Source organism: Paenibacillus sp. GCM10027629 (assembly GCF_042676425.1).
Taxonomy (GTDB): Bacteria; Bacillota; Bacilli; order Paenibacillales; family Paenibacillaceae; genus Paenibacillus_K; species Paenibacillus_K terrigena.
This window is the reverse complement of record NZ_JBHTGZ010000009.1, coordinates 229,417-241,974: the sequence shown is the minus strand read 5'-3', so window position 1 is coordinate 241,974 and position 12,558 is coordinate 229,417. Positions and strand designations below refer to the sequence as shown.

The window sequence follows — 12,558 nt, the reverse complement described above, 5'->3', positions numbered from 1 at the left end:
TCACCTATTTTTTATGCGGCAAATATGTCGGCATCTTCACTTGTTTGACCAGCAGAACGCCGTCGAAATGCCGTCTTAGCTCTAGCGGCATCGGCATCATCACCTGATAAGAGGCGATCATCCGTTCGAACATCCACGAATTTCCCCGTTCATTATCCCGATAGCGTAAATCCATGAATGTATATGGCTGTCCTCCTGCCGATAAAATATCTTCCATAGATCCCGTGATCATCGGATCCAGCTTATGCGGTTCCCTCGTGTTCTCGGCCACTTGTCCTTCACCCATAAATAGACCCATGACATAGCTTTCCTGCTGCAGCTCCTTCGGCATGAGCTCTCCCATACTCTTCGGCATGGTGGAAATGAGAGACTGTGCTTTGCTGATATGGCCATTATGTCCCCACACGATGATTTTCTCTTCCGGATAAACTTCTGTCGCCAACCACGCTAGGTTGCTGGCCATCGCCCGGTCGCGCCATTCCATCATGGACTGAGCGGCACTATAATCGCCTTGTTCTGTTAGTATATTGGATTGGATACACAGTTCATTGAATTCCTGAATGACCCGGATGCGATCCTCCAGCGCTCGCTTCATCAACTTGACGATATGCGACTCATCGGGATAGTCCATCTTCAGCGCATTTTCATTCTTAGTCACGACCTGCAATAGCTCTTCATACACCTTAATCAGCTCAGGCTTGACCTTGCGGAATCCGCTGAGATCCTTGCTCTTTCTCCACTTATGAACCTCTTGTTCCGCTTGTAGCGCTCTGTCCTTCAGCCCTTTGCTTGGAATCCAATTCGCATCCTGAAATAGCGGGGATTGCACCTGAATATCGAAACCCGTCAGCCGCAAAGGAGATTCGATCTTATGTGTCACCTTCATATACTCGAATAGCGGCTTCGTCTCTTCCGTCCACCATACGCCAAATATGGAACGCATCATCGTCTCCTGGGTCGCAGCCTTTTTTATCCGTCCCTGTGCAAGGGCAGCATCGCCCAGACCACTTTCAAAGGCAATAATGTTATACCCTAGCGTTTGGTGCAAATATTGAATGAGGCGCGTTTTGACGAGGTTAAATTCGGCCACGCCATGTGAATTTTCTCCCAAATATACAATTCGCTTGTCAGCAAGCAAAGGGATCATCATATCTAGGTCGCTAAATTTGTCCTGCGCAATGGATCCTCCGTTCGAAGACCATGGTTCCGGTTGAATCGTATTTAAGGCATAAGCATGATCCGCGGCCCAACGCTTCCAATCGGATAAAGCGGCCTGATACGATCTTGCTGTTCTGACTTGCTGTTCATCTACTAATGTCCCGTTCATGGGTTGGGACGAAGTTCCCACCGCAGCTTCCCCATATGCGGTCTTTACCGGAATAACAGCAGATGTCATCGAGGTACTAAGCATGATCAACGTGAGCGGCATGCACAAAAAGCGTCGCAAACCAAGGGTATCCGTGTTCCATGTCATTGAATCTAACTCCTCACAGAAATGTAATTTACGTTCTTTTTCAAGAATACATAAATTGCATCCTGCCTTTTTGATCATTATTGCTATCTTCATTTGAAAAACGTCATGTTGCCGTTCCCTTCTCAGGATGGATCTGCGCAGAATATCTCTCTCAAATCATTCTCTATCTTCCTATTATCCTCTTTCTCTCTTTCACTCCCGCTCTTAATCAACAAATCTAATCCATCCGCTGCATCCGCTTGTAAGTTAGGAAGTAAATGCGAATATGTATCCAATGTGATGACAACAGATGAGTGTCCTAGACGTTCGGAGACAATCTTAGGATGTACGCCTTGCTGAAGCAATAGACTTGCATGGGTATGCCGGAGGTCGTGGAAGGTGATTCGCGGAAATTCCAATCGTTCTATAAACTTATTCCATACTTTCATAATAGATCGTGTGCTTGCTGGTGTTCCTTTGGATGAGCAGATTACCAGATCATTCTTCTGATAATCTTCTCCTTCCTTAACCATTTCCATGACAATAAGTTTGCGCTGCTCCTTAAGTCGAGCTACGGTTTCCGTTGAGATCGCAACGGACCGAATACTTTTCTTACTCTTCAATGTATGGTTTATTGTTTTGCCATCACGAGCGAGCGACTGCTGAACGTGAATAGTCTTATTGTCAAAATCAATGTCCGCCCAACGTAATCCAAGTAACTCGCCCTGGCGCATCCCTGTCATGAGTGCAAGGTACATTGCAATGGAATACCGACTACCGTCTTGAGTCGCTTCAAGAAATCGATTGATTGTCTCCAAATCCCATACCTTAAGCTCTCTTCTTTCACCTTTAGGCTTACTTACCACACTAGCCACATTCCGTCTAACAAGTTCCATCCGGAACGCTTGGTTTAAGGCGGTGTTGATGACGGAGAAGATCCGTTTGACCGTATTCTCCGCTAATCCTTTGCTTCGGAGTAATGAAATGAAGTTCTGTATATCCATCGAACATAATTTATCGATTGGATGATGTCCCAAATCCGGAATAATGTGAGTTCTTAAGTACGATTCATACAATTCACGCGTTACTGTATTTAGATCCTGTTTATTATCAAGCCAGCTGTTCATATACTCAGCGACCGTTATTTTTTTCCCTTTAACAAATTCACCGCGTTCGAATTCTGCTTTGGCTTTAACCATTGCAGCATCAGCTTCTTTCTTCGTGCGAAATCCCCGCTTCTTTATTCTTTCCCGTTTCCCATTAATAATCTCGCCCGTATAAAACTGAAAGAACCAAGGATTTTTCTTTGCTTTCTCATCTTTATGGACAGGCATAATTCATCATCCCCCTGCCTACACTTTAATAATGACAGAGTAACACCAAATTAGTGCCAATTCAATAAAATTATATTCTGAAAATGACGAAGAACCCTTATAAATAAAGGGTTCTTCACTTTTGACAAACACCCTTCAATAGTGTCACCCCTCCTTGCTCGGGATTTTATGGTGTAACAAGGTTAAGGGATACAGTCAAATCATACTATGAAGGGGGCAAACTAATGGTGCGGTCATCGTGGAAAAATGGGCAGTACTGCGTCTAGACCATCGTGTTTCCTTAACGACGTACAGATGGAGTTGTTGGCACATTCATATCTTGATTATAATAAGTCCCTGTGTTGTTCATCATATTGCCACGATACATTTTTGGAGTGACCGTGCCCGTGCCTGGTCCAGCAGCGCGTTCTGGGAAGAGGCGATTAACCATGGTCGTAAATTCATTCGCAAGCCCTGAAATCGGATGTCCTGCACGAACTTGATCCGCATAACCGTTCACACGGGATACGAAGTCAGCATTTGCAGAGACGTATACATTTTTAGTTTGAGGCACAGCCTGCTTCACCGCATGCGCAATGTGCTTCTTCATGTCATCCGTTACACGATCTCCAGATGTTGCACCAGATGTTGCATACGGTCTGACATGCGTCGATTGACGATGCGTCGTGGGATTCATCCCCATATCTGAACTCATATGGTGTACCATGCCACTTGTGTTACCTGTACTATAGGTTCCATAGGTACCATAGCCATCTTTTGTAGCGATATGGGTACCCTTGCCAACGCCTTTTGCCGACGTTGATTTCAAGACAACAGCTACATAAGCGTCATTACCCATCATGACGACATTCGCAGAACGAACCCCTGGAACTTTGGTGACGTGATCAGCAGCGATCTTACTTAATTCCATCTTGTTGGCTTTGTTCGTGCCATAAGGATGGACTCCTTTCGTGCCATATCGACCATCCACCCCAGTTCCATAAGTCCCATAGCGACCATCCATCCCGGTGCTATAAGTCCCATAGCGGCCATCTAGACCATACGTGTTCCCCGTATTTAATGGGTTCAAATTGTTCCGGGTTGTCGAGTTCGGCACAATTTGATTACTCGTATAACCTAAGCTGTTCGTCTTCACCTTTGACGGATTGGTACATCCTGTCAATCCCATAGAACTAACCATGATTACAGCCGCGCTTAGACAGATCAGAGCAGTTTTTGAGCTTCGCATAACCATCCTCCATCCAATTTGTAATGGCCTTGACATGTCATATCATGCATCGGTGGAGGATAAGCTATACCCTCAGGAATTTGGCAGTGAAGGAACGAAATAACCCTACAAAGTTATACATTCAAAATGAAAAAGCCGTTCGGCCAAATGACCAAACGGCTAATCAACTATCTTATAGGATGGATCCAAAAAATCCTGAAGACACAATACCAAGCACAATCACATAACTTCCTATAGCATAGACCAGCAATTCTGCTCTCTTCTGCATGGATTCAATTGCATAAATTTCTAGTGCGGCGATAACAATAAAAATAAGATTTAAAATCAACGTAACACTGGCAAGCAGGAACCCAATCTGACCTAACAAAAGACCAATGATGGCAGCAACGATGTATCCTGCTCCGAATAACCACTGTATACCACCTAAGTATGTAATTAAATCACGCCAAGCATACTTACGACTTCCTAGCCAATTACCGAATACCCAGATCGATCCGGTTAGGAGTCCTTGCGAAATAATGGCTAAAACAATCATGCGGAAGAACATACTCGAATAGACGCTAAATCCAATTCCTCCCCCGCCTGTGAGGCTCGCTAATGGATTCAAGAACGCGCCAAATATCGAGGATACCGACACCGTCGTCCATAGCGCAAATCCAACGATAGAAGCAACGAAACCGAGGACCCCATACAACCACTGTGATCCCGTTGATAAGGCTAGCCCTTGGAATGGGCTGCGAATCAATTGCACCACAATCTGCATGTCGAACGACGACCCCGACGGCCTTGGCGACCCCGAGTTCGGATTTAAATGCGGTTCAGACATAAAATACCTCCTTAGATAATGTATTGGAAATTTACCATTATATTAACTGATTACGGAACATATTGGAACCATTTCCCACAACAAAATCCTCCTTAAGTCATGACACCCTCCATACAAAATTAAAAGAAGCTCTTATCAGCGAAATGTTAAGAGCTTCTCTTATTGTTACCGTATGACTAAATGGATCCTAGCATTAATATATCTTCCCACTCCAAATACAGTCGAGTAGTATCTTGCTCCGTAATATCATGCAAAGATCCCCTGTATAAAAGTCGTATACCGGGGTTGATCGGTACCACATTAGGTGTTAAATATCGTCGATAACATATAATCAAGCCGTTTGGCGTAGGTATGCTCGCGGAAGGAACGTTCGAGCGCTCGCAAGGCAATCTCTCTTCGTTCTTTCTCATGCGTGAGGTAGAAATCGACCTTATCCCTCAGTTCCTGTGGTGAGGAATACGTCTCGATCTCTACGCCTGGCGTAAAGAACCGGGCGAGATCATCCCGCACATCGGTTAATTGCAGCGTTCCAGTTGACGCAATTTCGAAGGTGCGAATGTTCGGGGAAATGGCTGTTAATCGGGTGTCATTGCTGTTGACATTATCATCATCATACGCACGATGCATGTTAATGACGATCTTCGAAGAGCCGTAGGCATCTGAGGTTTCTTGCGGTCCCATCCATTTATCTAGCTCGATTTTATGCTTAATCGCATGATATTCACGAAGGCGATCCCACCAGATCCCGGATATGATTATATTTTTGTCCTGTAGGTAACCTGTCAGTTGATCGATATATGCAACACGGTTCCAATAGCCTGAGCCGATAAAGCTTATATCGCGGCGTACACCCGACACATGCGTGAGCGGCCGATATTGCCCAGGATGGAAGCCAAAAGGTAAATAATGGACTCGGCTGCAACCTTTGGATTGATAATGCGCTACGCAATTCAGCTCCAACGTGAATACATCATCATAGTGAGGTACGATCGTAGATGTGATGTCGGTGTAGTATGGATCATCCGTGAGCCAGATTGCCGTACGAACGCCTAAGGCGCGAACGGCTTGAATTTGTTCAACAGGAACCACCATACCATCAAGAACGAGTACCAGGTCGGGATGCAGTTCCGCTACTTGCGCAGAAATAGGCTGTCTCGGGTCGGTCGGCGTAACACGGGCTACCATGCTCTGCAGCGTTGTAATGATCGCTTCATCCAGCGGAGAATAAGGGAGTCCTTTGCCTGAGGAGACGTACAGCACATGAAGCGGTCGAAATACTGGCTGCTCCTGATAACGATTCACAATCACATTTGCTCTGGCGCGCAAGTAGCCTTCATCAAAGCCCTTCTCATATCCATGCTCTCTCCCTTGTCTTCTCATTTCTTCAATCGCATGGGTATTCTTGATCACTCTGATCACAGGGGATACGGCTAGCTTACGTCTGATCTTCGTTCTAACCTTCGATCTAGCCTTCGGTCTATAATTAGATATCACTCGAGCCAACAGCTTCGATTTCACTCTGGGCTTCGGACTCAACGTATTGTTATGATTCGTACTTGGACTTGAGATCGTACGTGCTGAAAAGCGGTTCATGATGCTACTTGGTACAACGACACCAGTCTTAAAACGAAATGTCATGACGCCACTCCTTCACAAAAATTCAATTTTCTCCTGCAATTCGAAAGGGCTCTCAAAGGTCTCAATGTCATAGCCCTGTCTATACAAGCTGCTCCAATCTTCTCGAATATCGATGATTTGCAAAGTAGCCCCTCCTGCGATTCCGTAGGTTCACGGGTTGGTCGATGTGCCGACAATGCATTGCCGATGAAGCAGATGTCTGACATATCATTCGAATCGACCTTCATGACCCCCATATTACGAATTTCATCCATATGCTCATGATGCATCGCCGGAAAAGCGGAAGCGAGCATATCCGTTGCACTTACTTCGCGATAATCCTTCATTAAGCTGCAAAGGGTCTCTGAAATCCCCAGATCGATCGAATCAAACCCTTGAGGTACATAGATCACGCTCATTTTTCAAGTCGAATAATGATCTCTCGGGAGTCTCATGATAATGGATTCACTGTGTCCTAGCCGATAGCCATGTGAATAACCCAACGCATATTGATCATCCCGTCCGCTGCTCGAAAGACCATGATTCTTTGTTTCCACAGCATTCATCCTGTCTATAGCTGGATTATTAGGTCTGTATACTATATATGCACCATAGTTATTTGCATCATGGACATTAATCCAGCTGAGGGAAAATTGGCGAATGACCATTTTTTGAGAAGGGGGGACTGTAGTGTAGTGCTGCTCCGGGAGCTTTCGGGGGATGAGGGTGCATGAGATGGGGGAGAGAATCTCGTAAACTTAAAAGTTTCCAAAGGAAGCTCACATACGCTCCGCGAGTTTCCCTCCCTCCTTGTCTCAGGCGGTGAGTAAATGGAAAAAGAGACTCTATTGGGACTATATCAGAGTCTGAGTTCTAGATGCATTACAAAGTATGAAGTTAGAAATGATTGATTTGTTTAAAAATAAATAGTTTTATTGTGGTTTTTAAAACACCACCGTCTATTTCCCCTTCTAAGAGAAATGGACGATGGTGTTTTAATTCAACAAATGATATTCTAATTTTTTCTGATCTCTTGGTGATCCGATGGAGAGATCTGTTATTAATTAAAAAACAAGCAGTCCTTCTTTTAAAGGCTGCTTGTTTTATTTAATAAAATTATTGCGGATATGGAAATTAACACGGATAAAATTATATAGTAAGTTTTAATGCTTTCATATTATTTGCCCAACATCCTATAGAGAATACAATAGCAGTTCCAGCAAAAAATGCATAGAACGGGATCATAATCGTTGTTTTAAAAAAGCTACTCGTATACATCATAAAACCCATCAAGAAAAAAGCAATAAACGTAGGAATAATACCAACAAATATAAAAATTAGAGTTCGAAGCCAGAAATAGGAACGGTTAAAGTGTAAGAGAAGATAATGAATAAATAAATATAAAGGAATGACGATAAATAAGAACGAAGTTGCTGTCAAATAAATAAGATTTTCCGCATATTCAAAGCTTTGGCCATAGATAAAATCAAGTAGAAGCTGCATTCCCAGATAGGAAATAACTCCAGTAAAATAACTTGCAATCGACACGGTTATAAAATATAGAAATTGTTTCACAAACGTTTTCCTCCTTATTTAGATAGCTAAACCACCGATTGGGTAGTAATCCGAAGAAAAACAATGAAACATAAAAAAACGCCTGGTCACAATGAATACGAACACAGAAGGAATCCGGTTTTCGTAATCGGTTAGCTAGAACTCGTTGAACTAACGTGTCCCGTTAGCTTAATGATTAATTTGACTCGTCTTTATAATGAAAATGTTCGTGATGAATAGCATCCATTCCAACTAACTTTCCACTCTTTTTATGGAAATACGAAAAGTCTTTATTTATCGGCATCCGAAGTAGCTGATAATTATTATCTCTGGGCATGGCTTCAATTTGGTTAATAGCTAATTCGCGTGTTGTAAATAGTCCAACTGGAAAGAAATTAGGGAATGGCTTTGAACTATCGGCTACAAATATCCCCCAAACAAATGTATCATTCATTGTCCCCGTCCACCTTACATATTCAATAGTTATACTAAAGTTTCCCGTTAGTGTAATAATTCTTCTCTGTTCACTTTCTCAAACAATGTTCTGTAATGAGTTAATCCAAAATCCCTTTCAAGACCACTTACATTTCTCCAAAACTTATCTTCGTCAAAGCCTTCAAAATCTTCAATGATGAACAAGGCAAGATTGTGAAAAACATGAGCGATTCGAAATACTTGATTAAAGTTCTCTCTACTGAATTCACCACTATTTTTAATATCTAATAACGCTTGATAATTGATCGTCAAGTATGCCTTTTTTTTATTTTCTTCCAACAGAACCCCTCATTTCAAATGTTTTCTCGTTAGATTTAACACAGCTGCTTCAATTGCTTTACAGCGGTCTCTTGGGGTTCTTGCGTAAGCTAACGTGTCCCGTTAGCTTAACCGCTTTTTGCATACTATAGTGAACAACCCTCAATATTATTTGAACAAGAGAAAAGTACAAACGGATGTTGATGCTAACTAAATATTAGGACACCAAATATATTACTGACTATGAATTAAATTATTTTGTTTATCAAAGACTTCAACAAAGTAGTTAGCTGATTCTTCTTTAAAGTGTCCATACCATAAATATGTGTTAGGTATATCCTTATCATACGTCAAACTATCTTCCAAGTTTATCAATGTTGCGGGGTAAGTGTTATTAATAATAATTTTTTCAATATTATTAAATGAGGTAAGACCAAAATAGAATTTATTAGAGTCGTTCAATGCACCAGTACTCGCCTTTGATAATTTCTGTTTTATATCAATTTCTAAACCAGTCCCAGTGGAAGATCCATTGAATTTCCATCCAAAAATACCTTTATCTAATCTTACTCCAACTATATTGTTTTCTTTATTCAAGAAAAAGTAAAAGGCTTTTCTTCCATATTCACTCCCTCCAATAATTTGATTTATCTGCATAAAATTCGAGGAACTATCTTCGTTATAGAGTGCTTCATTTATTGATTTAAATGACCTATTGTAATCTGAAACGATATAAACTAAACCGTAGATTAATAGGATTATTAATAGAAATTTTCTTTTCTTCATTTGAGTCTCCGTTCAGTATCAGTGGTAATTTCACATAACTTATTAATCACGAACTCTGTAAATAATTCCTTATATAGTATTCGCAAAATCATTAAGTTATCCTGCCCGTTAGCGCAACGCGGCTGCCGATCTATGTCGGTAGCCGCGTTTTAGTTATTTATTAAGCTATAGTGTCCCGTTAGTTGAAATAGCTACTGACTTATCTCCATTCACTTTCTAAGATAGAATAAATAAGTTCATTGCACCATTTCTGATTACATAATTTAGTTTCTCTAAGAATACCCTCCCTTACCATTCCAGATCGTATCATTACTTTTTCTGAAAGCCCGTTTTCAGCATTACAGTAGGCTACTATTCGATGAGCATTAAGATTCTTAAACGCAAAATCAATTAGTATTTTTACAGCTTCGGTTGCATAGCCCCTTTTCCAATAATCTGGGTACAATGCCCAACCGATTTCCCATTCGCGGATTTCACTCCAGTTTAATTTTATACTTACTCTGCCAACTGGAATCGAATCGAATTTTTGACATAACAGAAAAGAATATCTGGTACGAGAATTACCATTTACATCTGATAAAATGGATAAGAAATGCTCTTTAATATGAGGTGCACCAGGATTATTGCTTTCGTATTTATAAGTATGTATATTTTGTTCTAATTCATTATAAAAAGAAAAGTCTGCCTCATTATAATCTCTTAGGAAAACTCTCTCTCCTGTGATTACCACTTACATTCCTCCGTTCATTGAGTCTCGTATAACTGTATAGTTCTGCAAATCGCTCCGTTATCCTGTATTCGGTATTAAATTATCCTGCCCGTTAGTTGAGAAAAGGCAGCCGATCTCAAGAAGTCAGCTACCTTCAAATGTCTTTTATTGAGCTATCGTGTCCCGTTAGTTCAATCGTCGGATTGAATGGACTTGAGATTTCGAACACTATATTTATTATCATAAACCAGAACCATATTTACGATATTGTCCTGGGGACAATCCGGTAGCCTCTTTGAACAAACGTGTAAAATAGTGCACGGAACTGTAGCCAGTTTCCTCGGCAATCTCTTGTATTGATAAAATTGAGGTTTTAAGTAGGGTTGTCGCTTTTCGGACACGTTCCTTCCTAACATAATCAGAAAGAGAAACCCCTGTTTCCCTAGCAAATAATCGACTCAAATGGCGTTCCGAAATATGCAAATAGTTTGCCAATTCCTTGGAGTGAATTGGAACGGATAAATTATCCCGAATATACAACTTTGCTTGGTGTAGCAATAAAGACGTCGTTTCTACAGATGTTGCGGTCGGTTTGATATTTTCATGAAAATAAGGGGATGCGAATTGCTGCAAAATGGATACCAGAAGACCGAAAGCAAGCGCTGGAAAAAGCTCATCCGGCATAAAGGTTTGCGGAACGTCCGGGGAACCAAGCAAGGACCACAGTTTACCTGCCGGTAAATTTCTGGAGTCCTCAAGATAAAAATGCTCACACTTCGTCAAATGTTCGTTTAGTTGTTCCATATATCCGGAATTTTTTAAATGCTCCAGTTCAAAAGCGACGTATACCAGACTAACACCGTCCTCATTCTGACCCTTGATTTTATGCCAAATGCCTGGACGCGATAAAAACATGGCCCCTTCACTTAGCGGAAAATATATGCCGTCATCTACATAGGTTCCTGAGCCGCCGGTAATATAACAAGCTTCATAGAAAGAATGTTTATGAAGAGGATGGTCAAAATGTAAAACGCTTCCCCAGTAATGAATATTAAAAGAAAGAGCGTTACCCGTCAGTTTTAGAGAATAGGAATTGAGATACGCTACACTCTCCACATTAAACTCTTGTCCAACCATGCCGCTGCCCCCCTGATTAAAAAACGCAAAAACATGTCTCTCAAGTGCAAAGATTTCGTATAACTATCCCATTATACTTTTCTTGTAATTCTACTCATTATAGAAAAGAAGCTAGGAGATGAAAAGTATGAACTTACCGGAATCTTTGAATGAGCAATACGAAAGAGATGGTTACGTCAAGCTACCAAAAGTATTGGATGATAATTTGGTCAAGGAAGCCAAAGCGCATTTAGATTGGTTGACAAGAAAGCATCCAGAGCTTCGTCCCGAACAATTTCATGCTGGTTTGGTGAAGAACGATCCATTCTGGTTGCGTTTGGTTAGCGACGACCGATTGCTTGATATTGCCGAACAATTTATTGGATCAGATATTGCATTATTTGCTTCCCATTATATTTGTAAATCGCCTTTTGATGGGCAACCTGTTCTCTGGCATCAGGACGGAGCGTTTTGGCCGCTTGAACCGATGCAAGTGGTTACGCTTTGGCTAGCAGTGGACGATTCGACAACCGAGAACGGTTGCTTGCGGGTCTTACCAGGCACTCACAAAATGGATTTGAAGGGAATGAACAAACGGGATGACATCGCCAATGTATTGGAGTATGAAGTTGATCCAGCCTATGTGGATGAATCGAGAGCAGTAGATATAGAGCTTCAAGCCGGCGGCGTATCAATTCACCATCCGAACATTATTCATGGCTCCAAGGCCAACCATTCTCCTAACCGCCGTTGTGGACTCACAATTCGATACATTCCTACGACCACGAAAATCAAAACGGAAGATGCATCGAAAAGTGCTTTCCTGCTGAGAGGGAAAATAGTTCCTGGTATTAATGAATATATGCCTAGACCACAATATTCTGCCGGAGAACACATGTATTTTCAGGGATGTGAGAATTGGAAATAAAAACTATCTAAAAGATAAAAGCTGTCGGGTCAAGTCGGCAGCTTTGAACTATCCTGCCCGTTAGTTGAGAATTGGCAGCCGTCGTCTGCCATGAAAAAATCCCCTCCAGTCAACAGTTGAATTCATCATAACATGAACTCTTTTTTTACTGTCTACCTTAAGGGGATAATACCAGATCAGCGGCTTTTTTTATGTTACTAAAGTTCTTGTCATTTATGAGATCAAGTTTTTCCTGATTCCTTAAAAAACACTGC

Annotated in this window: 13 protein-coding genes; 1 reads left to right on the top strand and 12 read right to left on the bottom strand. The window is 41.6% G+C overall.

What is annotated here, in order from left to right:
* Positions 1 to 4 precede the first annotated feature (4 nt).
* From ACFQZR_RS10365 to ACFQZR_RS10310, 12 genes are all read right to left on the bottom strand, one after another.
* Positions 5 to 1,474 carry an erythromycin esterase family protein gene (locus ACFQZR_RS10365; protein WP_379345499.1) on the bottom strand — a complete coding sequence of 490 codons (1,470 nt, stop codon included), beginning with the start codon at positions 1,472 to 1,474 and terminating at the stop codon, positions 5 to 7.
* A gap of 122 nt (positions 1,475 to 1,596) precedes the next feature.
* Positions 1,597 to 2,787, bottom strand: coding sequence for a tyrosine-type recombinase/integrase (locus ACFQZR_RS10360; RefSeq protein ID WP_379345497.1), 1,191 nt, complete (start codon positions 2,785 to 2,787; stop codon positions 1,597 to 1,599).
* A 280-nt stretch (positions 2,788 to 3,067) separates the two neighbouring features.
* Entirely contained in the window at positions 3,068 to 4,015 is a 948-nt protein-coding gene (locus ACFQZR_RS10355) for a YhcN/YlaJ family sporulation lipoprotein (protein ID WP_379345495.1), read from the bottom strand.
* A gap of 172 nt (positions 4,016 to 4,187) precedes the next feature.
* Positions 4,188 to 4,841, bottom strand: coding sequence for a hypothetical protein (locus ACFQZR_RS10350; RefSeq protein WP_379345493.1), 654 nt, complete (start codon positions 4,839 to 4,841; stop codon positions 4,188 to 4,190).
* Between the two features lie 300 nt (positions 4,842 to 5,141).
* Positions 5,142 to 6,479, bottom strand: a complete 1,338-nt coding sequence (locus ACFQZR_RS10345) for a CgeB family protein (protein ID WP_379345491.1) — start codon at positions 6,477 to 6,479, stop codon at positions 5,142 to 5,144.
* On the bottom strand, positions 6,476 to 6,877 hold the full coding sequence (locus ACFQZR_RS10340; RefSeq protein ID WP_379345489.1) for a hypothetical protein: 402 nt from the start codon (positions 6,875 to 6,877) through the stop codon (positions 6,476 to 6,478). Before ACFQZR_RS10340 ends, ACFQZR_RS10345 begins: the two co-directional genes overlap by 4 nt.
* Positions 6,878 to 7,607: 730 nt before the next feature.
* Positions 7,608 to 8,006, bottom strand: a complete 399-nt coding sequence (locus tag ACFQZR_RS10335; RefSeq protein ID WP_379345486.1) for a hypothetical protein — start codon at positions 8,004 to 8,006, stop codon at positions 7,608 to 7,610.
* A gap of 202 nt (positions 8,007 to 8,208) precedes the next feature.
* Entirely contained in the window at positions 8,209 to 8,466 is a 258-nt protein-coding gene (locus ACFQZR_RS10330; RefSeq protein ID WP_379345484.1) for a hypothetical protein, read from the bottom strand.
* A gap of 47 nt (positions 8,467 to 8,513) precedes the next feature.
* Positions 8,514 to 8,786 (bottom strand): hypothetical protein, encoded by a 273-nt coding sequence (locus ACFQZR_RS10325; RefSeq protein ID WP_379345482.1) that lies wholly within the window; start codon positions 8,784 to 8,786, stop codon positions 8,514 to 8,516.
* 213 nt (positions 8,787 to 8,999) lie between these two features.
* Positions 9,000 to 9,551, bottom strand: a complete 552-nt coding sequence (locus ACFQZR_RS10320) for a hypothetical protein (protein WP_379345480.1) — start codon at positions 9,549 to 9,551, stop codon at positions 9,000 to 9,002.
* Between the two features lie 199 nt (positions 9,552 to 9,750).
* Positions 9,751 to 10,281 carry a GNAT family N-acetyltransferase gene (locus tag ACFQZR_RS10315; RefSeq protein WP_379345478.1) on the bottom strand — a complete coding sequence of 177 codons (531 nt, stop codon included), beginning with the start codon at positions 10,279 to 10,281 and terminating at the stop codon, positions 9,751 to 9,753.
* 219 nt (positions 10,282 to 10,500) lie between these two features.
* Positions 10,501 to 11,397 (bottom strand): helix-turn-helix domain-containing protein, encoded by an 897-nt coding sequence (locus ACFQZR_RS10310; RefSeq protein WP_379345476.1) that lies wholly within the window; start codon positions 11,395 to 11,397, stop codon positions 10,501 to 10,503.
* 127 nt (positions 11,398 to 11,524) lie between these two features.
* On the opposite strand from ACFQZR_RS10310, the gene ACFQZR_RS10305 reads away from it, so the two are divergent.
* The gene (locus ACFQZR_RS10305; protein ID WP_379345474.1) at positions 11,525 to 12,304 is read left to right on the top strand and encodes a phytanoyl-CoA dioxygenase family protein; all 780 of its coding nucleotides are present in this window, start codon (positions 11,525 to 11,527) and stop codon (positions 12,302 to 12,304) included.
* Positions 12,305 to 12,558 lie beyond the last annotated feature (254 nt).